This window comes from Guyparkeria sp., assembly GCF_046545975.1.
In the GTDB taxonomy this organism is placed as follows: Bacteria; Pseudomonadota; Gammaproteobacteria; order Halothiobacillales; family Halothiobacillaceae; genus Guyparkeria.
Genome location: NZ_JBKGYT010000001.1, coordinates 18,211 through 40,756, shown reverse-complemented (window position 1 = coordinate 40,756; position 22,546 = coordinate 18,211). Strand labels below are relative to the sequence as shown.

General features: G+C 66.3%; 19 protein-coding genes and 1 pseudogene. 7 read left to right on the top strand and 13 right to left on the bottom strand.

The window, feature by feature from the left end:
- Position 1: 1 nt before the first annotated feature.
- The 12 genes and pseudogenes from ACLFMY_RS00195 to rpmH all read right to left on the bottom strand — a co-directional run bounded on the left by ACLFMY_RS00195 (position 2) and on the right by rpmH (position 10,297).
- A complete protein-coding gene (locus tag ACLFMY_RS00195; RefSeq protein ID WP_410762490.1) occupies positions 2-1,039 on the bottom strand; it encodes a DUF2860 family protein in 1,038 nt (345 codons plus the stop codon).
- Positions 1,040-1,095: 56 nt separating this feature from the next.
- On the bottom strand, positions 1,096-1,932 hold the full coding sequence (gene cmoA / locus ACLFMY_RS00190; RefSeq protein WP_410762489.1) for a carboxy-S-adenosyl-L-methionine synthase CmoA: 837 nt from the start codon (positions 1,930-1,932) through the stop codon (positions 1,096-1,098).
- Positions 1,933-2,035: 103 nt separating this feature from the next.
- The gene (gene mnmH, locus ACLFMY_RS00185; RefSeq protein WP_410762488.1) at positions 2,036-3,166 is read right to left on the bottom strand and encodes a tRNA 2-selenouridine(34) synthase MnmH; all 1,131 of its coding nucleotides are present in this window, start codon (positions 3,164-3,166) and stop codon (positions 2,036-2,038) included.
- 2 nt (positions 3,167-3,168) lie between these two features.
- Positions 3,169-4,206, bottom strand: coding sequence for a selenide, water dikinase SelD (selD, locus tag ACLFMY_RS00180; protein WP_410762515.1), 1,038 nt, complete (start codon positions 4,204-4,206; stop codon positions 3,169-3,171).
- 52 nt (positions 4,207-4,258) lie between these two features.
- The gene (locus tag ACLFMY_RS00175; RefSeq protein ID WP_410762487.1) at positions 4,259-4,996 is read right to left on the bottom strand and encodes an EAL domain-containing protein; all 738 of its coding nucleotides are present in this window, start codon (positions 4,994-4,996) and stop codon (positions 4,259-4,261) included.
- Between the two features lie 84 nt (positions 4,997-5,080).
- Positions 5,081-5,674 (bottom strand): GNAT family N-acetyltransferase, encoded by a 594-nt coding sequence (locus tag ACLFMY_RS00170; protein ID WP_410762486.1) that lies wholly within the window; start codon positions 5,672-5,674, stop codon positions 5,081-5,083.
- On the bottom strand, positions 5,671-6,225 hold the full coding sequence (locus ACLFMY_RS00165) for a PAS domain-containing protein (RefSeq protein WP_410762485.1): 555 nt from the start codon (positions 6,223-6,225) through the stop codon (positions 5,671-5,673). Before ACLFMY_RS00165 ends, ACLFMY_RS00170 begins: the two co-directional genes overlap by 4 nt.
- A gap of 108 nt (positions 6,226-6,333) precedes the next feature.
- A complete protein-coding gene (gene mnmE, locus ACLFMY_RS00160) occupies positions 6,334-7,683 on the bottom strand; it encodes a tRNA uridine-5-carboxymethylaminomethyl(34) synthesis GTPase MnmE (RefSeq protein ID WP_410762484.1) in 1,350 nt (449 codons plus the stop codon).
- A 43-nt stretch (positions 7,684-7,726) separates the two neighbouring features.
- A complete protein-coding gene (gene yidC, locus ACLFMY_RS00155) occupies positions 7,727-9,427 on the bottom strand; it encodes a membrane protein insertase YidC (RefSeq protein ID WP_410762483.1) in 1,701 nt (566 codons plus the stop codon).
- A gap of 117 nt (positions 9,428-9,544) precedes the next feature.
- Positions 9,545-9,751: pseudogene (yidD, locus tag ACLFMY_RS00150) on the bottom strand (membrane protein insertion efficiency factor YidD); the annotation flags it as partial.
- Positions 9,736-10,158, bottom strand: a complete 423-nt coding sequence (rnpA, locus tag ACLFMY_RS00145; RefSeq protein ID WP_410762482.1) for a ribonuclease P protein component — start codon at positions 10,156-10,158, stop codon at positions 9,736-9,738. The gene rnpA and the pseudogene yidD, both read right to left, overlap by 16 nt.
- A gap of 4 nt (positions 10,159-10,162) precedes the next feature.
- Entirely contained in the window at positions 10,163-10,297 is a 135-nt protein-coding gene (gene rpmH / locus ACLFMY_RS00140) for a 50S ribosomal protein L34 (protein ID WP_058574926.1), read from the bottom strand.
- A 273-nt stretch (positions 10,298-10,570) separates the two neighbouring features.
- Here rpmH and dnaA point away from each other — a divergent pair, with 273 nt between their 5' ends.
- The 7 genes from dnaA (at position 10,571) to xth (ending at position 19,407) form a co-directional block, all read left to right on the top strand.
- Positions 10,571-11,971: a chromosomal replication initiator protein DnaA gene (dnaA, locus tag ACLFMY_RS00135; RefSeq protein WP_410762481.1), complete on the top strand. Its 1,401-nt coding sequence runs from the start codon at positions 10,571-10,573 to the stop codon at positions 11,969-11,971.
- A gap of 262 nt (positions 11,972-12,233) precedes the next feature.
- On the top strand, positions 12,234-13,343 hold the full coding sequence (dnaN, locus tag ACLFMY_RS00130; RefSeq protein ID WP_410762480.1) for a DNA polymerase III subunit beta: 1,110 nt from the start codon (positions 12,234-12,236) through the stop codon (positions 13,341-13,343).
- A gap of 10 nt (positions 13,344-13,353) precedes the next feature.
- Positions 13,354-14,430, top strand: coding sequence for a DNA replication/repair protein RecF (gene recF / locus ACLFMY_RS00125; RefSeq protein WP_410762479.1), 1,077 nt, complete (start codon positions 13,354-13,356; stop codon positions 14,428-14,430).
- A 112-nt stretch (positions 14,431-14,542) separates the two neighbouring features.
- On the top strand, positions 14,543-16,954 hold the full coding sequence (gyrB, locus tag ACLFMY_RS00120) for a DNA topoisomerase (ATP-hydrolyzing) subunit B (protein ID WP_410762478.1): 2,412 nt from the start codon (positions 14,543-14,545) through the stop codon (positions 16,952-16,954).
- Positions 16,955-16,999: 45 nt separating this feature from the next.
- Complete coding sequence (locus ACLFMY_RS00115) at positions 17,000-17,572, top strand: LemA family protein (protein ID WP_410762477.1); 573 nt, start codon at positions 17,000-17,002, stop codon at positions 17,570-17,572.
- Between the two features lie 31 nt (positions 17,573-17,603).
- Positions 17,604-18,551 (top strand): GIDE domain-containing protein, encoded by a 948-nt coding sequence (locus tag ACLFMY_RS00110; protein WP_410762476.1) that lies wholly within the window; start codon positions 17,604-17,606, stop codon positions 18,549-18,551.
- Positions 18,552-18,615: 64 nt separating this feature from the next.
- Positions 18,616-19,407 (top strand): exodeoxyribonuclease III, encoded by a 792-nt coding sequence (gene xth, locus ACLFMY_RS00105; protein WP_410762475.1) that lies wholly within the window; start codon positions 18,616-18,618, stop codon positions 19,405-19,407.
- Positions 19,408-19,416: 9 nt separating this feature from the next.
- Here the strand turns inward: xth and glnE are convergent, their stop codons facing one another.
- Positions 19,417-22,281 (bottom strand): bifunctional [glutamate--ammonia ligase]-adenylyl-L-tyrosine phosphorylase/[glutamate--ammonia-ligase] adenylyltransferase, encoded by a 2,865-nt coding sequence (gene glnE / locus ACLFMY_RS00100; protein WP_410762474.1) that lies wholly within the window; start codon positions 22,279-22,281, stop codon positions 19,417-19,419.
- Positions 22,282-22,546 lie beyond the last annotated feature (265 nt).

Here is a 22,546-nt window from a genome sequence, read left to right as displayed (position 1 = left end):
GTCAGAACCGGTAACCCAGACCGACGGCGAACACGCCCGTCTGCTGGTCGTAGAAGCGGATGTCCGAGTCGGACTCGGACCAGACACCCCGGGCATCCACCGACCAGTTCGACCAGCCGAAGGGCTCGGAATAGCGAACGCCCGCGACCACGCCCACCTGCTCGGCGTCCCGGTACTCGTCGTAGACCGGCTGGCGCAGGTCGTAGCGGTCCACGCCGTAGAAGCCCGTCAGGGAGAGGCTCAGCCGGTCGACCTGCCATTGCGCGGTCATCTGCGGGCGCAGCAGCCAGCCGCGGTTGGCCCCGCCGTCGGCATCCATGCGGCGGTACTGCAGTCCGGGGGTGAGCGTCACCCCTGACACGACCGGCAGGCGATAGGCCAAATCGAACCGGTGCTCGGTGGCATCCCGGTCGAGCAGGGCGCGATCGGCGGCCGACAGGCCGAGGGCCTCGCCGGAACGTTCCTCGTCGATGTCGTGGCGGAACAGGTGGTAGTCCACCGACAGCCCGGTGCCGCCGATGGCGGCCATCCCCAGGTGAAGACCGCGACGGCTCGCATCGGTCGCGGTGCGTCGCTCGCCGGCGAGGAAGGGATCCGACCACACCTCGTTACCGGCGACGCTGGCCGGGATCACGCCCGCACTGAAGACCCCCGCGTTTCCCAGACGATAGCGGGCACCGGCCTCCAGCGAAATCTCGCCGTCCTGGAATGCCGTGCGCGGCGTGCCCGCGTACAGGGCGAGCCTGCCGGGGGTGATGGTGTAGTCGACCCGTCCCAGGGCCCCGCCGACCGGGCGGTACTCGCGCGATGACAGGCGGTAGAGCGAGTCGATCTCCTTCTGGCCGCTGGAGACCGCCAGGTTCGACCGGCTCGATATCACGCCCACCAGCGGGGTGATCTGCCCCGACCACCCCGTCTCCCCGGCGATCGGCCCCGCCTGGCCCATGGCCGCCCCCGCCAGGAACAGCGCCGATGCCGCGAGCATCCGTCCGGCCAGGCGACACGAAGTACGTTGGATCGTTCTGCTGTTGTCAGTCATCAACCGTTTCCCTGTCGACTGGGCGCAGATGGCGCGCCCGCAGGACATATGTCTTCTCAGCCGTCGGAGGGTTCCGCTGACGCCGGCGTGGCTGGACCGGTTGCAGGCGGCACCGTTGTTTTTTCGCCCACCTGTGCCAACCACAGGCAGAACCCGTAGTGGCGCGAGAGCATGACGACACGATCGAACCCGGCCCCGTGCAGGCGCGACTCGTGGTCGTCGACGGTCTCCGTGCGCAGGACGTTCTCCAGCGCCTGGCGCTTGTGGGCGATCTCGAGTTCAGAATAGCCGTTGGCACGCTTGAAGTCGTGGTGAAGCTCGGTCATCAACCGCTCGGCTGTCGCATCCGGCTCGTGGACCTTCTCGGCCAGCACCAGCACCCCCCCGGGCACCAGCCCGGCCCGGATGCGCCCGACCACCGCGGCGCGCTCCTCCAGCGGGACGAACTGCAGCGTGTAGCCCAGCACCACCAGCGAGGCGTTCTTCACCGCCGCCTGCTGCAGGTCGCCGCAGACCAGCTCGGTGCGGTACGGCGACTGGAAGGCGGCCAGCTGGCTGCGGGCGCGCTCGATCATGGCCGGGGAGCTGTCCACGCCGACCATCTCGACGCCCGCCGGCGGTTCGGCAAGCGAGGCCAGCGCCGAGCGGATGGAGAGCGTCATGGCGCCCAGCGAACAGCCCAGGTCGTAGACCCGCGTGTGCGGTTGAACGTGGCGGCGGGCAATGGCCGCGACCAGTTCCAGGTTGAAACGGTAGCCGGGCACGGACCGCGAGATCATGTCCGGAAACACGGCCGCCACTGCCTCGTCGAAGCGGAAAGCGGCGGGCGGTTGCGGCGTCCGGAACAGGTCGTCCCGGCCGTCGCCTGCCTTGGAATCGGGAGGTGCGGTCATCGTCTGGTTCTGCTGGATTTCGACGGGCGCCAAGTCTACCGCGTGAGGCGCGCCGACACACCCCGACGCAAGCGAATGCCCCCGGCGACTGCGACCCGGGCGGTCAGCGTGGGCGCAGGCCCCGCGCCTCCAGCCACTCGGCGACCTCGTCCGGCGAGCCGGTGAAACGGATCCGGTCGCGCTTGTGCCGCAACTGGTAGTCGTACATCGGGTCGTAGTACTCGACCAGCATCACCCGGATCAGATCGCGCAGGCCTTCGCGGTCGCCGTGCCGGTACCAGGCATCCAGTGCCGATTCGGCCATCCCCCGCACGCGCCGGTGGCGCACGCCGCCCAGCCGCCTGGCGACCCGGTCGATCGCGCCCAGGATGTGCGCTCGCACGTGGGGCTCGGCATCGGCACTCCCCGCGGCGAGCACGTCCCGGTAACCGGCCTCCAGGTCGATGATGTAGTCCTTCAGGCTCTGCTCGACGCGCTCCTCGATCGGCCGCTCGATGACCACCAGCGGAGAGCGCCCCATGCGCTCGAACAGCGCCGGCGGCACCTGGCGGGCGCCGACCATCTTTCCCTCGTCCTCGACCAGGATCGGTGCGTCCGGCGCGTGATGGTGCAGACGGAGCAGGTCGATCGCCACTTGGTTCTCGAAGTCGATGGGTGTCGGCTGCGGCACGGGCTCCCGCCCGAATGCCGATCCCTTGTGGCGGGCGCGGCCTTCGAGATCGATATATCGATCGAAGCGGAACAGGAACGGCGTCTTGCCCACGCCGGTCCGGCCGCCGAGCATGATCAGCGGCGCGGTGGGCGAGACCTCCTCCAGCGTATTGAGCAGGAACCGCCGCAGGGCCTTGTACCCCCCGGCGACGCGCGGATAGGCGATGCCGGTGGCCTCGAAGAGCATCTGCTGGGTCAGCTGCGAGCGCAACCCGCCGCGAAGGCAGTACAGCGCCCCGTCGGGGTGCGCCCGGGCGAATGCCTGCCACTGCGCGATCCGCTGCGCCTTTTCCGCCTCGTCGACCAGCCGGTAGCCCAGCTCGACGGCCGCGTCCTGGCCGGCCTCCTTGTAGCGGATGCCGACCTGGTGGCGTTCCTCGTCGGTCAGCAGCGGCAGGTTGTGCGTGCCGGGAAAGGCGCCTTGGCCGAATTCCACCGGAGCGCGCACGTCCATCAGCGGACGACCCTCGAGGAAGATCGCGGCCAGGTCGGTGACCAGGGGCAGATCACGCGTACCGGCCATCGTCACCGTCGCTCGCGGAAGGTCACGCGCGGACCCTCGGCGTGGGCGGCGAGCGCACCGATCGGCCGCGAATGCAGCCCCTCGGTCTCGAGCAGGGCAGCGACCCGGTCGGCCGCCTCGGGCCGTACGGCCACCAGCAACCCGCCCGAGGTCTGGGGATCGCAGACCACGGCACGGGCGCGCTCGCTGAGTTCGCCGAGATCGTGGCCGTAGCTCGCGTAGTTGCGGCCGGTCCCTCCGGGCATCTGGCCCCGGGCGAAGTAGTCGGCCACCGCCTCGATCAGCGGCAGGGCGTCGACGTCGACCTCCGCGCGAAGATCGCTGCCGCGGCACAGCTCCAGCAGGTGCCCGCCGAGGCCGAAGCCGGTGACGTCGGTCATGGCGGTCACCGCCTCGATGGCGGCCAGGTCACGGCCGATGCGGTTAAGACGCATCATGCTCTCGGGCGCCAGGTGCGCGTGCGCCTCGTCGAGCACGCCGTTCTTCTGGGCGGTGGTCAGTATTCCCACCCCCAGCGGCTTGGTCAGGAACAGCAGGTCGCCTTCCCGGGCACGGTCGTTGCACTTAAGCTGGTCAAGTTCGACCCGGCCGGTCACGGCCAGGCCGAAGATCGGTTCCGGGGCATCGATGGAGTGCCCGCCGGCGAGGGTGATGCCGGCCTCGTGGCAGGCGCTACGACCGCCGTCGATGACCGCGGCGGCGACCTCCGGACCCAGCCGGTCGATGGGCCAGCCGAGGATCGCGATCGCGAGCATGGGCTGGCCGCCCATGGCGTAGACATCGCTGATCGCGTTGGTCGCGGCGATCCGTCCGAAGGTGAACGGATCGTCGACGATCGGCATGAAGAAATCCGTGGTGCTGATCACGCCCGTGCCGTCACCGAGGTCGAACACGGCGGCATCGTCACGCGAGTCGTTGCCCACGATAAGCCGCGCATCGGGCTCGATCGGCGTGAGCGTCGAGGCGAGCATGTCGTCGAGCAGCGCAGGGGCGATCTTGCAGCCGCAACCCGCCCCGTGGCTGTACTGGGTAAGGCGGATGGTGGTGGATTCACGTTTCTCGGTAGTCAATGGCATACCCTCGGCATGATGGTCACGGCATGGTTGGTTGCGGAAGGCTTTCGAAGCCGGGGCGGGCAAACCAGTAGCCCTGGAACAGGGACAGCCCCATGTCCCTGAGGGTTTCGTATTCCTCGCGGGTCTCGACACCCTCGGCGATCAGGCGGATGCCCATTTCCTCGCACAGCAGCGCGGTCGAGCGGATCACCGCCTGGCGACTGCGGTGCCGATCGACGCCCCGGACGAGGTTCAGGTCGATCTTGACCAGGTCCGGCTCGAGCTCGATCAGGTGGTTGAGCCCGGCGAATCCCTCGCCGTAGTCGTCGATCGCCCGCATCAGTCCCTGTTCGCGGTACTCGTCGAAGATCCGCCGGAGATGCGGCCGGTCGGCGATCTTCTCGGCCTCGGTGACCTCGAAGATCAGCCGCCGTGGGTCGAAGCCGTAGATCCTTGCCGCCTCCATGGTCGCCCGGATGCAGGACTGCGGCTTGTAGATCGCGTTGGGCATGAAGTTGATGCTCAGATTCGTCTGGATCCCCAATTCCGAGGCCAGCCGAATGGCGGTCACGCGGGCCGCCTGATCGAAGTAGTAGCGGTTCGACTCGTCGACCCGCGAAAGCACGCTGCCTGCGGATTCCCCACCCGGCCCCCGAACGAGGGCCTCGTAGGCGTAGACCTCGCCACGGTGGGTATCGACGATCGGCTGGAAGGCCATGGAGAAGGAGAAACCGAGTCCCGCGCTCGCCTCGGCGAGACAATCCCGGCAGGTCACCTGCCTCACCCCGTCAGGAAACACCTCGGGCGGATTCGAATTCGAGACATCGCCCTGCATCCCAATACCTCCGGGGTTTCGCATCTAGCACGGTGGCGGTCGATCGTCGAGGGATTCTATCAAACGCTGGTGCTCGAGATTCAGCCGCATGAGGTAGTCGTCCATGACGAACCCGCCACCGATGGGCTTGACGTCCTCGGCGATCACCTCGAAACCCGCCCGGCGATAGGCGCGGATGGCCGGCCCATTGCCACGGTTGACGCGCAGCGACACCGCGGCGAGGCCGGTAGCGGCCGCTTCCCGGGCCACCTCGGCCAGCATCATCCGTCCCAGGCCGAGCCCGTGGTATTCCGGCTCCAGGTACAGCTTGTCGAGAAACGCCTCGTCTTCCGCGGCTTGCCAGGCGAGAAAGCCGATCGGCTGCCCACCGGCCCGCAGGAGCCGGAAGCGCGCCCCCGCACGGGCCTGGCCGCGCAAGGCCGGAAGCCCGTAGCCGCGGCCCAGCATGTAGTGCACCTGCTCGGCACCGATGACGGGCGGATAGCATTTCCACCAGATCGATTCGGCCAGTGAGGCCACCAGCGGAAGCTGCGATCCCGTTACCCGCTCGAGGCGAAACCAGGGGTAATGCGCCGAGTGAGCGGTGAAGGCCGGGAGGTCAGCCCGTCGAGAGGTCATGCCCGTGCAGAGAGCACCATCTGTTGCAGCGTGTCATAGCCGTGGCGGTGAACGAAGCGATTGATGACGTCGACGGCCGGCTTGAACCGGCGCTCGTCGGCGTACTGGGCCGACTGTTCGGCGTGCCGCATGTCCGCAAAGAGTTTTTCCCAGTCCGGCACCAGTTCGGCCCGCGGCAGGAAACGGGCCGAGGTGTAGCCCACCTTCTCGCCGTTGCGGACGATCGGGGCTACCCGCGTGAGCACCCAGTAGTGGTCGCCGTTCTTGCAGCGATTCTTCACCACGCCGAAGAACTCCTCGTCGTTCTGGATCGCCTTCCACATCAGGTAGTAGACGGTATCCGGCATGTCCGGATGACGGAGGATGTTGTGCGGCTGCCCGATCAGTTCGTCGACGGAAAACCCGGAGATCTCCGCCAAGGAACGGCTGGCCTGGGTGATGATCCCGTGGAGATCGGTCTTGGACTGCAGCGCCCGGTGGGTACCGAGGCCGACCACGTTGCCAGTCACCTGCCGAATATCGATCGGCGGCTCATATCCCATCGACAGCATGAGGACAGCCCTCCCAAGGTGAAAACCATCTTGTATTAAAGCCCGACCGAACACGGTTTTCAACCGAGCAGGCCGCTGCACCAATCCCCACCCGGACCGTCGTGGACGTCACTTGCCGATGCAGAAACTGCCGAAGATCTCACCCAGGAGGTCGTCCGCCGTGAAACGCCCGGTGATGATCTCCATGGATTCCTGGGCCTGGCGCAGGCTCTCCGCGGCGAGTTCGCCGGCGCCCAGCACCACCAGCGCCTGCCGGGCCTCGTCGAGACTGGATTGCGCCTGCTCCAGGGCATCGAGGTGTCGCCGTCTCGCGATGAACGGGTCTTCGCTGCGCTCGGTCACGCCGGCCATGTGCCGCAGTTCGCGACGCAGCGCGTCGACCCCCTCGCCGCTGCGTGCGGAAAGGCGCAACACGCCGTCTTCGGCCGACTCGGACGGTGGCTCGCCGGTCAGGTCGATCTTGTTGATCACGGTCAGCAGGGGCTTGTCCGGGAGACGCGCGAGCGTCTGCTCGTCCGCCGTCGTCCGCCCGCGCGTGCCGTCGATCAGAAGCAGCACCAGGTCGGCCTGCTCGATCTCGGCCCAGGCGCGTCGGATGCCCTCCTGCTCGATGGGGTCGTCGCTGTCGCGCAGCCCGGCGGTGTCGATCACGTGCACCGGCAGGCCGTCGATATTGATCTCGGCCCGCAGGACGTCACGGGTCGTTCCGGCGATCTCGGTGACGATGGCACGGGATTCGCCGGCCATCTGGTTGAGGAGACTGGACTTGCCGGCGTTCGGCTGGCCGACGATCACCAGCTGCATCCCCTCCCGCAGCCGGACGCCTTCCCCGGTTCGCGCCAACAGGTCGGCAAGCTCGGCACGCAGGGCGTCCAGCTGATCGCGCAGGCGGGTATCCGAGAGAAAGTCGATCTCCTCCTCGGGAAAGTCCAGCGCCGCCTCGATGTACATGCGCAGCTGCACGAGATGATCGACGAAGGTGTCGATCCGGCGGGAAAACACGCCGGTGAGCGAGCGACGAGCCGCGTTGGCCGCCTGGGCGGAACCGGCCTCGATCAGGTCGGCGACCGCCTCGGCCTGGGCGAGATCCATGCGCCCGTTGAGAAAGGCGCGCTCCGTGAACTCGCCCGGACGGGCCATGCGGGCGCCGGCGTGGATCATCTCGCGGACGGCCTCGTCGAGCAGCACGGGGTTGCCGTGCCCCTGCCACTCCACCACGTCCTCGCCGGTGTAGGAATGCGGCCCGGGGAAGAAGAGCACGATGCCGTCATCGAGCACGCTGCCGTCGGCGGAACGCCGGAGCGTGGCGTAATGGGCGTGACGGGGAGACGGATCGAGGCCGGACAGCTGTCCGATGATCGGCCTGGCATCCGGCCCGGAGAGCCGGACCACCCCGACGCCGGCCCGGCCGGCGGCCGTGGCCACGGCACAGATCGTGTCTACCTTGGGTTCAGTCACGTCGGGCACCCGCCCGATGTTTCACGGGAAACATCAAACTCGGTCAGCTCGACCCCTTGCGGGCGGCCATCTGCCGCTCGACACGGCGGGTGATGATCGTCTGCTGGATGATGGAGAGCAGGTTGTTGACGAACCAGTACAGCACCAGGCCCGCCGGGAAGAAGGCGAAGAACACCGTGAACACCACCGGCAGCCACTGGAAGATCTTCTTCTGCATCGGATCGACCGGGGCGGGGTTGAGCCTCTGCTGCGCCCACATCGACAGGCCCATCAGCAGCGGCAGGATGAAGTACGGATCCCGCTGGGTGAGGTCGTCGATCCAGAGGATCCACGGCGCCTGTCGCAGTTCGACGGATTCCACCAGGACCCAGTAGAGCGCGATGAACACGGGGATCTGGATCAGGATCGGCAGACAGCCGCCCAGCGGATTGATCTTCTCCTTCTGGTAAAGCTTCATCATCTCCTGGGAGAGGCGCTGCTTGTCGTCGGAGAACCGTTCCTTGAGGGCCTGCATCTTCGGCGTGACCGCCCGCATGCGCGCCATCGAGCGGTAGCTCACCGCCGACGGCCACAGGAAAATGAGCTTGATCACCAGGGTGACCAGCACGATGGCCCAGCCCCAGTTATCCACCCAGTCGTGGAAGAGGTCGAGCAGCCAGAAGATCGGCTCGGAGATGAAGGTCAGGATGCCGAAGTCCACCGCCAGGTGCATGCCCGTGGCGAGCGACTCGAGGTTCGACTGGATCTTCGGCCCCACGTAGAGGATCGACTCCAGCGTCTCGGTCGATCCCGGCCCCACGGTGGTCGTGGGCGACAACAGGCCCAGCGAATACACGGGGAAACCGTCACGGTCGCTCTTGAGGGTGTAGTACTGGTTGACCTGCTCGGGGTCCGCGGGCACCCAGGCACTCATGAAGTAGTGCTGGATGATCCCGGCCCAGCCATCCTGCAGGTTCTTGTCGAGACGGACCTCGCCCATCTCGTCAAATTCGATCTTCTCGTAGTTCAGACGGTCACCACCGCCGGTCGGGGTGCCCGCGTAGACGCCACCGGTGTAGGTATACATCAGCTGCATGCCCGGGGTGGAGCCCGAACGTGTCAGCTGCCGGTACTGCTGACCGCGCCACTCGGCCTCGGTGGTGTTCTCGACGGTGTAGCGCACGTCGACAGCATACGAGCCGCGCTTGAACAGGTAGGTCTTGGTGACGCGCACCCCGTCCTCTTCCCAGACGAGCGGCACCTCGAGCACCGACTCGCCGTCCGCCAGCCGGTATGACGCTTCCTCGACATCAAAGCGTGCGTGGTGATCCGGGGCCGGGGCATCGTTACGGCCCAGCAGACCGGACTGCGCGATGTAGGTGAAACCCTGGCTGTCTTCCAGCAGGCGCACCGGCTGATCGGGTTGATCGAGTTCGACCGGGTACTCGAGAAGATCGGCCCGGACCAGGGTGCCACCAGCCGGGTCGATGGCGAGCGAGAGGACGTCCGTTTCGACGGCTACCAGCGAATCATCGGAGGCGCCGGCAGGTGTATCGCCCGACCCTTCCGGCACCGTGGCTCCGTCGGGGCGTTCCTCGCTCGCATCCGGACCGTCCCCCGTCGGCCGATCATCGGCCACCTGGTCCGACGTGGTGGAGGACCGCTGGCCGTCCGTCTCGGACCGGTTATCCCCCAGCCACGCCTGCCAGAGCAGGATGAGGACAAAGCCCAGGGCGATGATCAGGATCAGGCGACGTTGTTCCATGGGAGGTCAGTCTCGCGATTGGACGACATGGGAACCGCCCCCGGAGGTGGGGTCGGTTTCACGTGAAACGGATTCGGTGGAGCATCGGCATGCCGTGTCCGATACCCTTTCGCTGCCCGGAACGGGATCGATGCCCCCCTCGCAGAAGGGGTGGCAACGACCCACGCGCCTGAGCGTGAGCCAGCCGCCCCGCAATGCCCCGTGCCTCTCGAAGGCCTCGATGGCGTACTCGGAACAGGTGGGATAAAAGCGGCACGACGGCGGCAGAAGGGGGCTGATCAGCAAACGGTAGGCCTTGACCAGCGCTATCAGGACTGCGCGCATTTCCGACTCGCCTTTTTCAGTGCGTGACGCATCTGCCGATGAAGCTCGTCCATCGACACCTCGTCGGCACCCGGTTTCGCCAGGACGACCACGTCCATGGGAGCGAGGTCCGTCCGCATCAACCGGAACTCTTCCCGGGCGACACGCTTGATGCGATTCCGCTCGTGGGCCCGTCGCACCCGGCGCCGGCTCACCGCCAGACCGAGGCGCGCCTGCCCCTCGGAACGGGCCGACACCACCAGCATCAGGTTGGCCGTGTGCACCCGGAACCCGCCACGCATCACCGTCTGGTAATCACGTCCGGTCAGCAGGCGCGCAGTACGGGGAAAGCGAGCCCAACGGGGCTCGTCACCCCCGTCGTCGGCACGGGAACCTGCCGCGGTCTCCGACGACGTGACCGAGGTCACGATCTCAGGCAGAAAGACGCTTGCGGCCCTTGGCACGACGGGCGTTGATGATCGCGCGACCACCACGGGTCTTCATGCGGGCACGGAAACCGTGAGTGCGCTTGCGACGCAGGTTGCTCGGCTGAAATGTTCTTTTCATGACGCTCTACCAGATGGTTTGTTCGGAATGGTAACGGCAAAGCCGACACGGGCATCCCCTGACGCCCGTATCCGCTTGAAAAAGGGGCCGAATACTGTGCCAAAAGCGCCCTCGCTGTCAAGTCCGACCGGTGATGGATGCACCAGGCCCGGCCCGAAAAGGCTGGGGATCCGACATCGATCAACTTGTGGATAAGATGCCGGAGCATCCTGTGGAATGTTATGATCGCCGTTTGTCGAACCGACCCGTGGACCAGGGAGAACAACCGTCGTCATGCAGCACTTTCCGATGTGGCAACAATGTATTGATCGCCTGTCCCAGGAGCTGCCGAACGACCAGCTGACGATGTGGATATTCCCGCTGCAGGCCGAGGAGCGCAGCGACTCCCAGTGGCTGCTGTGGGCACCGAACCGGTTCGCCGTCGACTGGATCGAGCAGAAGCTGCTCGAGCGCATTCGCCTGCACGCCCGCGAGGTGTCCGGTCGCCCGGACCTTGATGTCTCGCTGCGCATCGGCGAGGCGGGTAGCACCATGCGCAAGTCCGCCCCGCCAAAACCGGCCGAATCCCCGCGGCCGGCCGGGCAGCCGGCAAGGAAGACCACGCCCGCTCCGGCGCCCGCGGAGCCGGACGAGCCGGACGACAACCAGGAATTCGGCCACAACCTCAATCGGGGATTCACCTTCGCCACCTTCGTCCAGGGCAAGTCCAACCAGCTCGCCTGTGCCGCCTCCCAGCAGGTGGCCGCCAACGCCGGCGCCAGCTACAACCCGCTGCTGATCTACGGCGGCGTGGGCCTGGGCAAGACCCACCTGATGCATGCGGTCGGCAACGAGATCATCGACCAGCAGGCCGACAAGCGCGTGATCTACCTGCACAGCGAACGCTACGTGCAGGAAATGATCACCGCGATCCGCAACAACAATACCGAGCAGTTCAAGAACTTCTACCGCGGCATCGACGCGCTGCTGATCGACGACATCCAGTTCTTCGCCACCAAGCCGCGCAGCCAGGAGGAGTTCTTCCACACCTTCAACGCGCTGATCGAGCAGGGCAAGCAGATCGTGATGACCTGCGATCGCTACCCGAAGGAGATCGAGGGACTCGAGGAACGCCTGAAGTCGCGGTTCGGCTGGGGCCTGACGGTCGCCGTCGAGCCGCCGGACATGGAGACCCGGGTGGCCATCCTGCACAGCAAGGCCGAACAGTCCGGCATCGATCTCGACTCGGACGTCGCCTTCTTCATCGCCCGGCGCATCCAGGCCAACATCCGCGAACTCGAGGGGGCGTTGCGGCGCGTGATCGTGACCACGCAGTTCTCCAAGCGGCCGATCACGATCGAATCCACCAAGGATGCGCTCAAGGACATGATCTCGGCCCACGCCAAGATGATCACGCTCGACAATATCCAGCGCACCGTCGCCAAGTACTACAACATCAAGATCCAGGACCTGACCGGGGCACGCCGCACGCGCTCGATCGCCCGCCCCCGCCAGATCGCGATGGCGCTGGCCAAGGAACTGACCAGCCATTCGCTGCCGGAGATCGGCGAGTCCTTCGGCGGACGCGATCACACCACGGTGCTGCACGCGGTACGCAAGATCGAGGAACTTCGGGAGAGCGACAGCAAGATCAGCGACGACTACAACCTGCTGAGACACACGCTCAACGTGTAGCGGTCCGGATCCGGGTATAACCTCGGCAAGATGCCGGGACAGCCGCTGGGAAAACTGTGGACGGAATGACGGGAAATGCGTTATCCACAATCCGTCCCAAACGTTCCACAGGACCTCCCGAGGCGTCCAGCCGAGATATGATTTTCATAACCTGTTGAAAAAATGGCCGTTCGATGGGTTATCCAGAGCTTTTGTCCCCCTTCACATTCATCATCATCAACAGAAAAAAACATCTGTTACTGAATAAGAGGAAGCGCATGCCATGCAACTGACCGTCAACCGACAGGACCTGCTCGATGCGATCAACCGGGTCATTGGCGGCGTGGAAAAACGCCAGACGATGCCCATCCTCGGCAATCTGCTGCTGGAGGCTTCCGACCACGCGCTCCAGATCACGGCCACCGATCTGGAGATCCAGCTCGAGAGCGGCACGCCCATCGAGGTTCAACAGCCCGGGCGCACCACGGTCAGCGCGCGGAAACTGCATGACATCGTGCGGGCCATCGGCTCGGAGGCACCCATCGAGCTCCGCCAGGAAGACGGCTTTCTCATCCTTCGCTCCGGGCAGAGCGTCTTCCGGCTCGGTTGCCTGCCTGCCGACGAGTTTCCCCGGATGGAAGCCACCGCGGAGGAACACCGGGTCGTCCTTCCGCAAAACCACCTGCGACTGCTCCTGGAGAAGACGCAGTTCTCCATGGCGCAGCAGGACGTGCGATACTTCCTCAACGGTCTGCTCCTGGAGGTCGCCCCGGACCACATCCGCTGCGTGGCGACCGACGGTCACCGCCTCGCCCTGGCGGAAACCGACAGCGAGCAGTCGGTCGCGGACACCCTGCGCATCATCGTGCCGCGCAAGATGGTCATGGAGCTAATGCGTGCGCTCGACCGCGACGATGACAGCCCCATCGATCTGCTGGTGAGCAACCAGCAGATCGAGCTCGAGCTCGCCCGGCAGCGGATGGTGAGCAAGCTCATCGACGGGCGCTTCCCGGACTACGACCGGGTCATCCCGAAGAACAACAGCAAGGTGGTGATCGCCGACCGCGACTCGCTTCGACAGGTCCTGCAGCGCGCCGCCGTCCTGAACACCGACCGGTTCGCCGGCGCCCATTACCTGCTGGAGACCGACCAGCTGGCCATCGAGGCCATCAACAGCGATCAGGAATCCTCCCGCGAGGAGATCCCGGTGGACTACCAGGGCGACAGCCTCAAGATCGCGTTCAACATCGGCTACATGCTCGCCATCCTGGCCAACATCGACGACCCGCAGGTCCGCATGGAATTCGAGACGCCGGAATCCAGCGCACTGGTCCAGCCGACCACGGCCGACCTGATCCGGACGCGTTACGTCCTGATGCCGATGAAGATCTAAGCCGGTTTCCGTGACACGGCTCACCGAACTCCACGTCGAACGGCTGCGCAACCTGCAATCCGTCGATCTGGAACCCGCCGGCGGGATCAACCTGATCAGCGGCCCGAACGGTTCCGGCAAGACCAGCCTGCTCGAGGCGATCCATACGCTGAGCCTGGGCCGGTCGTTTCGTGGCAATCAGCCCGCGGAACTGATCCGGCACGGCACCGGCGACCTGTTGGTCCGGGCGCGCGTCCAGGAAGGCGCGCCGGGCCAGCGCGAACACCGCATCGCCCTGCAACGAGACCGCAAGGCGCTTCACCTGCGCATCGACGGGGAGAACGTCACCCGCCTGAGTGAACTGGCCCGGCTGCTGCCGGTGCTCGCGCTTCATCCGCAGTCGGACGACCTCGTGCTGGGCTCGCCCGACCACAGGCGACGTTTCCTCGACCGCGTCGGCTTCTACGCCCTGCCCGAGTTCTTCGACCGGCATCGCGAGTTCCTCAAGGTGCTCAGGCAGCGCAATGCACTTCTGAGGCGGAGGAAACGGGAAGCGATTTGGGAGGCCCTTTACATCCGCAACGCCGACCGGCTCGAGTCCGCCCGTCGGGAAGTGTTGCGGCATCTGATCGAGCGCGTCGAAGCACTGGCCCCGGCATTGTTTCCGCAGGGGGTCCTGTCGTTGCGGTACCTCCCGGGCTACCGTCAGGATCTCGATCTCGCCACGGCCATCGAGCAGGGACGGGAACGAGAGACGGAGATGCAGTCGACGCTGTTCGGTCCGCACCGCGCGGACCTGAAGATCGCCATCGACGACCAGGAGGCACGGCATGTCGCCTCCCGGGGCCAGATCAAGATGCTCGTGACCCTGCTGCACCTCGCCGTGCTCGATCTGTGGCAGAAGGCCCGGGGGGAGACGGCCGTCATCCTGTTCGACGACCTGGCCTCGGAGCTCGATCACGACAACCGGCGACGGGTGCTCGACTTCCTCACCACAAGCGGCCACCAGGCCTTCATCAGCGTCATTGCCGCCGATGCGCTCGACGACGAGGGCCGTATCGACGCGCGCTTCGCGCTGGCCGACGGCCAGGTGCGGAAAATGGTATGATCAGAAGGTTTTACAGCACTGAACAGCCGTACCGTGCGGCAACGGGATCGCAGGATATTGCGAGCCCGTTTTCGGCAGGACGCTGCCGAGCAACCGGAATGGACATGAAACGATGAGCGCCGAAAACAGTTACGATTCCAGCAGCATCAAGGTCCTCAAGGGGCTGGACGCCGTCCGCAAGCGGCCGGGCATGTACATCGGCGATACCGACGACGGCACCGGCCTGCACCACATGGTGTTCGAGGTGGTCGACAACGCGGTCGACGAATCCCTGGCCGGTCACTGCACGAAGATCGACGTGGTGATCCACGCCGACGGCTCGGTGTCGGTCACCGACGACGGTCGCGGCATCCCCACCGACCTGCACGAGGAAGAGGGGCGGTCGGCCGCCGAGGTCATCATGACCGTGCTGCACGCCGGCGGTAAGTTCGACCAGAACAGCTACAAGGTGTCCGGCGGCCTGCACGGTGTCGGTGTCTCGGTGGTCAACGCGCTTTCCGACCGGCTGGACCTGACCATCTGGCGCAACGGGCGCCGCTGGGTGCAGGAGTACCACCTGGGCGAGCCGCAGTACCCGCTCAAGGATGCCGGCCCGACCGAGCGGACCGGCACCCAGATCCGGTTCCTGCCCAGCCCGACGATCTTCACCGACGTCACCTTCCACTACGACATCCTTGCCAAGCGGCTGCGCGAGCTGTCGTTCCTCAACTCCGGGGTGCACATCTCGCTCTCCGAGGAGCAGAGCGGCCGCTCGGACACGTTCTACTACGAGGGCGGCATCCGCGCGTTCGTCGAGCACCTGAACAAGGACAAGACACCGATCCACAAGAACGTGATCTACCTCTCGGGCGATCGCGACGAGGTGGGCATCGAGCTGGCGCTGCAGTGGAACGACGCCTACCAGGAAAACCTGTTCTGCTACACCAACAACATCCCGCAGCGTGACGGCGGTACGCACCTGACCGGTTTCCGCACCGCGCTGACGCGCACGCTCAACGACTACATGGATCGCAACGGGATCCTGAAGAAGGCCAAGGTCAGCACCACCGGCGAGGACTGGCGCGAGGGCCTGGTGGCGGTGATCTCGGTCAAGGTGCCCGACCCGAAGTTCTCCTCGCAGACCAAGGAGAAACTGGTCTCCTCCGAGGTGAAGACCGCGGTCGAGTCGATGACCGCCGAGCACCTGGCCGACTTCCTCGAGGAAAACCCCCAGGACGCCGAGGCGATCACCTCCAAGATCATCGAGGCGGCGCGCGCCCGCGAGGCGGCCCGCCGTGCCCGCGAGATGACCCGCCGCAAGGGTGCGCTCGACATCGCCGGGCTACCCGGCAAGCTGGCCGACTGCCAGGAGAAGGACCCGGCGCTCTCCGAACTGTATCTCGTCGAGGGCGACTCCGCGGGCGGCTCGGCCAAGCAGGGCCGTGACCGTCGTACGCAGGCGATCCTGCCGCTCAAGGGCAAGATCCTCAACGTGGAGAAGGCGCGCTTCGACAAGATGCTGTCCTCGGCCGAGGTGGGCACCCTGATCACCGCGCTCGGATGCGGGATCGGCCGCGAGGACTTCGACCCGGACAAGCTGCGCTACCACCGCATCATCATCATGACCGACGCGGACGTCGACGGCAGTCACATCCGCACCCTGCTCTTGACGTTCTTCTATCGCCAGATGCGCGAGCTGGTCGAGCGCGGCCACGTCTACATCGCCCAGCCGCCGCTGTACAAGGTCAAGAAGGGCAAGCAGGAGCAGTACCTCAAGGACGACCTGGCCCTGAACCAGTACCTGCTGCAGCAGGCGGTCGACGGCGCCCGCATCGAGCTCGGCGAGAACACCCCGCCGATCAGCGGCCCGGGGCTCGAGTCGCTGGCTCGCGAATACCTCTCCGCCCAGGCGATGATCGAGCGCATGGCCAACCGCTTCGACATCAACGCGCTTAAGGCGCTGATGCAGATCTCGCGTCTCGACCCGTCGATGATGGACGACGAGTCGCGCCTGGCCGGCTGGCTGGGCCACTTCAACGGCATGCTCAACGTCATCGCCGACCCGGGTGTCGAGTATGGCGTGTCGATGGAGGAAGGCGAGCACGGCCACGTGTTCCGCATCGAGCGCAGCCAGCACGGGGTTTCACATGAAACCACCATCCCGGCGGCATTCTTCCAGGGCAGCGAATATCGTATGCTGGGTGATCTGGGCGAGCGCCTCGACGGACTGATCAACGAGGGGGCCGAGGTCGTGCGCGGCGAGCGTCGCCATCCGGTCGAGCGTTTCGAGCAGGCGATCGACTGGCTGATGGCCGAAGGGCGCCGCGGGCTGTCCGTGCAGCGCTACAAGGGTCTGGGCGAGATGAACCCGGACCAGCTCTGGGAAACGACCATGAACCCGGACACCCGTCGGCTGCTGCAGGTGAGGATCGAGGACGCGGTCGCCGCCGACTCGGTGTTCACCGTCCTGATGGGGGACCTGGTCGAGCCGCGGCGCGACTTCATCGAGAAGTTTGCGCTGTCGGCCTCGAACATCGACGTCTGAACCGACCGACCCGCCAGCGGCGGGCGGCATGGAGGCTGAATTCACATGGGTATCGCGCTGTCGATCATCGTTTTCCTGCTGGTGCTGGTCCTGATCTGGGGGATCGTCATCTACAACGGGCTGGTACGCCTGAAGCACAACGTCTCCCAGGCCTGGTCGAACATCGACGTGCTGCTGCGCCAGCGGAACGACGAGCTGCCGAAGCTGGTCGAGACCGCCCGCCAGTACATGCACTACGAGCGCGACACCCTCGAGCGGGTCATGGAGGCCCGAGCGGCGGTCAACCAGGCGCAGCAGCGCGGTGACGTCGCGGCCCTTGGCGGGGCCGAGCAGAGCCTCCGGCTCGGTCTGGGCAATCTGTTCGCGGTGGCCGAGGCCTACCCCGAGCTCAAGGCCAACGAGACCTTCCAGCATCTGCAGCAGCGCATCACCGGGCTGGAGAACGAGATCGCCGACCGGCGCGAGTTCTACAACGCCGCGGTCAACACCAACAACATCCGCATCGAGCAGTTCCCGGATGTCATGATCGCGCAACTGTTCGGCTTCCGAGCCTTCCGCCTGCTGGAGTTCGAGCGTGAGACCACGCAGGACGTGGACGTGAAGGCCCTGTTCCGGTAACCGGCCGGTCGCTTCGGAGTCGGCTCCGTCGATGATCCAATCGTTGCGCGACTGGCTGTCCGGGCTGGACGGGGGGTTCTTCCTCCTGCTCTGGGCCGGGTCGGCGGGACTCACCCTCCTGTTTGTCTTCCTCGGCTTTCGCTACGTCGCCCGAGCGCGCATCATCGCCCACACCCCCACGTCGCGGTTGCGATCCGCCGCCCAGGGGTTCAACGAGATCGAGGGCACCGGACGGCCGCTCAACGGCTCGCCCCTGCGTTCGCCGCTCACCTTCACGCCCTGCCTCTGGTACGACGTCACCATCGAACGGCGCGAGGGAAGCGGCAAAAACCGCCGTTGGGTGACCACCGAGCGCAACCGCAGCGATTCGCTGTTCCTGGTGGACGACGGCACGGGCGAGGCATACGTCGACCCGGACCATGCCCGGGTGGTCGAGCATCGTCGTCGGCGCTGGCGTGAACGGGGCGCGCGAACCTGGCACGGCGGCTCGGGCGCCACGGGATACGGCGGCGACGACCACCGCTACACCGAGCGCCTCCTGCTCCCCGACTTTCCCGTCTACGTGCTCGGCTGGCTGGAGACCCGCGGGCATCGCAACACGGGCGAATCCGTCGCCGCAGCGATCGAGCACCGCCGCCGGGAACTGCTCGCGGAATGGCAGCGCGACGCTGCCCAGCGGCAGCGATTCGACCTCGACGGCGATGGCGACATCTCCCAGCGGGAATGGCAGTGGGCGATGCGCCTGGCGCGCTCCCAGGCGGAGAAGGAGGTCCACCAGGTGGACACCGTCGGCAACGGGGGGAGCCATACGGCCAACCTGATCCGGCGTCCGGGCAACGGGGATCCCTACATCATCTCCGGGCTCGACCAGGACGCGCTGATTCGCCGCAAGTCCCGCCTGGCGGCCCTGTTCATGGCAGCGGCCGTCGTCCTGTTCGTCTTCTGGTTGATTGCCCAGACCACTCGCAGTCCATTCTGACGTCATGCCCCAGGGCCCGAGTTCTGAGAGAATGGCGCGCCCCGAGATTCACCAGGAAGCCCCGATGAATATCGTCACTTGGAACGTCAATTCCCTGAAGGTGCGTCAGCCACAGGTACTGGACTGGCTCGCCGAACAGCCTGCCACCCTGCTCGGCCTCCAGGAGCTCAAGCAGACCGACGAGGCCGTCGATCGCGCGGCCCTGGATGCGGCCGGCTACCGGATCCTCAGCAACGGGCAGAAGACCTACAACGGCGTGGCCTGGGTCTATCCGGCGCACTGGCCGGAACCGACCGACGTGGTCACCGACATTCCGGAGTTCGAGGATCCGCAACGCCGCGTGATCGCGGCCACCTTCGGCGACCTGCGGGTGATCAATCTCTACGTGGTCAACGGCGAGGCGGTCGGTTCGGAGAAGTATCGCTACAAGCTCGAATGGCTGGAGGCACTGGCCCGGTGGCTGGCCGCCGAGGCCGGTCGCTACCGCCATCGGGTGGTGGTGGGCGACTTCAACATCGCGCCCACGGACGCCGACGTGCACGACCCGGAGGCATGGCACGAACGCATCCTCTGCAGTACCCCGGAGCGCGACGCGCTCGATCGCATTCTCGAGACCGGCCTGATCGATGCCTTTCGGCTGTTCGACCAGCCGGAGAACGCGTTTTCCTGGTGGGACTACCGTGCCGCCAACTTCCGTCGCAACCGCGGACTGCGCATCGACCTGATCCTCGTCAGCGACGAACTGCGCGACCGGGCACGCGCCTGCCACATCGACGTCGAACCCCGGCGGTGGGAGCGCCCCTCCGATCACGCCCCCGTGGTGCTCGAACTCGACTACGGCGCGCCCGGGTCGTGACCGGGAGGCTCAGCCGGTTACCGCCCCGGGTGGCGGCTCGCCCAGCACGTCCTGCCACTGGCGGATGACGATGTCACGTTGCTGGGAGTAGGCGGCGGCATTGACGATCGACCGGCGTCCCTTGAGTGCCTGGCGATGCCCCGCGTCCCGGAGGCTCCGGTAGGCGTGGGTCAGGTCCTCGCAGATCGTCTCGTCGATCACCCCCGCACGGCGGAGCGATTCCAGCTGACGGATGTTGTCCGTGAAGCGCAGGATCTCCGGGTGCTCCCCGGCATGCCTGAGCAGCAGGTACTGCACCAGGAACTCGATATCGGTGATGCCGCCGACGTCGCGCTTGAGATGGAACAGGCCCGGGGGGGTCGTTTCCTGGTTCTCGCGCATCTTCCGGCGCATGCCGACGACCGACTCGCGCAGCTCGGCCTCGTCTCGCGGCTGCGCCAGCGACTGCTGCCGGATCGAGGCGAAGGCCTCGCCGACCCGCTCGGTGCCCGCGACGAACCGGGCGCGGCACATGGCCTGGACCTCCCAGACCCAGGCGTGCTCGGCCTGGTACTGGGCGAAGGCGTTGATCGACGAGACCAGCAGGCCGCCCACGCCGTCGGGCCGCAGCCGCGTGTCCACCTCGTAGAGCACGCCCGCCGGCGTGCGGATGCTGAGCGTATGGATGATCTTCTGCGCCAGGCGGGCGAAGAACAGGCTGTTGTCGATGGTCTTGTCGCCGTCGGTGACCGCCTCGCGGTCGGTGGAATCGTGCAGGAAGACGAGATCGAGGTCCGACCCGTAGCCCAGCTCGATCCCGCCGAGCTTGCCGTAGCCGATGATCGCCAGCCCGGGCGTGAACGGCTCGCCCGACTCGTCCACCGCGCGCGGCTGGCCGTGGCGTGCCTCGATCTGTGAGCGGGCCCGCTCGTAGACCGCCTCGAGAATCACCTCGGCGATCCACGTCAGCTGGTCCGACACCCGCATCACCGGCAGCGCCCCGACCACGTCGGCGGCGGCGACCCGCAGGGTGGCCAGCTGCTTGAAGCGCCGCAGCTCGTCGAGGCTGCGTTCCTCGTCGTCCGGGCATTTCGCCAGCAGTTCACCCAGCTCGCGGGCCAGCTGTTCCTTGTCCGGCGGGGAATAGAGCGTCTGCGGGTCGATCAGCTCGTCGAGGAGGATCGGGTGCTGGGTGAGCAGCTCCGCGATCCACGGGCTGCCGTCGAGCAGTCGGACCAGCTGGCGCCGGGCCTGCGGCTGCTCGATCAGCAGGGCCACGTAGACGCTGCGCCGCAGGATGGCGGCGAGCAGGTCGAGCATCCTCGAGAGGATGGTGGCCTCGTGGTGGTACTCGGCGATATCGCGCAGCAGGTCGGGCATGAGCTGGTCGAGCCGTTGGGCCACCGTGCCGCTCAACGCCGTGTCTTGCTCCTCGCGCCAGGCCACCAGCCGCCGGTCGATCTCCTCGGCCTCGTCGAAGCCGGTCTCGCGAAGGATCCGCACCCGGGTTTCCGGCTCGTCCGTGCCGTTCCATACCCGCTCGAGCGGGTCGGCGCTCTCGTCCTCCTCGTCGGGCAGGCGGAGCACCTGCGAAAAGTGGCCGTGGACCCGGACCCGGTGACGGTCGAGTTCGGCCAAGAAGGCGCCCCAGTCGTCGAATCCCATCGCCAGGGCCAGGCGCATCTGGTCGAACTTGTTGTCCGGCAGGGTCTGGGTCTGCTGGTCGTAGAGCATCTGCAGCCGGTTCTCGCTGCGACGCAGGAAATCGTAGCCGGCGGTGAGATCCGCCACGGTGGCCGGTTCGAGCTCACCCATGGCCTCGAGCGATTGCAGTACCGGAACCAGTCGCCGGCATTGCAGGTCGGGTTCCCTGCCGCCGCGCAGCAACTGGAACAGCTGGGCGATGAACTCGATCTCGCGGATCCCGCCGGGACCGAGCTTGATGTTGTTCTTCATCGCCGCGCCGGTCATCTCGCGCTCGATCATGCGCTTCATTTCCCGCAGCTGGCTGAAGGCGCCGAAGTCGAGGTAGCGGCGAAAGACGAACGGCCGCAGCAACTCCATCAGTTCGCGGCCGGCCTCGAAATCGCCGGCGATCACGCGTGCCTTGATCCAGGCATAACGTTCCCATTCGCGGCCACGGGTGGCGTAATAGATCTCCAGCCCGTCGAAGCTCATGGCCAGCGGCCCCTCGTCGCCGTTCGGCCGCAGCCGCATGTCGACGCGAAAGACGAAGCCGTGACCCGTGACCTCGTCCAGGGAGCGGATCATCCGCTGGCCCAGCCGGACGAAATACTCGGCATTGCTGATCGACTTGCGCCCGTCGGTCTCGCCCTCGTGGGCATAGGCGAAGATCAGGTCGATATCGGAGGAATAGTTCAGCTCCTCGCCGCCGAGCTTGCCCATGCCGACCACCACCAGTCCGACGGGCTCGCCGTCCGGACCGCGTGGCTGGCCGAATCGCTTGTGCATGTGGTGTTCGTGGTAGGCGAGCGATTCGGCCACGCAGAAGTCGGCCAGCCTGGAGAGGGCCCGCAGGGTGGAGTCGGTGCGGTCGATGCCGGCTAGGTCCCGCCAGGCGATCAGGATCATCTCGCGGCGGCGGAAGCGGCGCAGTTCCCGGCCGAAGTCCGTCGCGTCGAGGGCATGGCGGGCGTCGCGATCCCCGCAGAGATCGGTCAGTCGCTGCTCGACCCCGTCACCGAGGAACGGGTCGTCGAGCCCGCGGATCACGTAGTCGAGAATACCGGGCTCCGCCGCCAGGCTCTGCTGGATGAACGGGCTGCAGCGCAGCGCACGTTCGAGATCGGCATGCTGTCGATCGTCCAGCGACACCGCCGAGGTCAGCCGGCTGAACAGTGCCTTGTCGGGGGTGATCTCGTCGAGTTCGGACACGGGGAGCAACCTTGTGAGAATGCTTGTGGGTTGCCTTCGATCATACGTGTACCGCCGGCCGGTTGCCTATGTCCCCGGGATCAAGTCTGCACGAATCCGAACGGACCCCGGCAAGCGGTACCGGTTTTTTCGTCCCATGGGCGAGACCTAGTCCCGGTGATACGCTTCCGGCTTTTGGCGCGCCAAGCTGTTGACCTGACGTTATTTTTTAGCGAACATATCGAGCAATAATCGGGCAAGCCTTTGCCCGAGCCAGCCTCGTCCC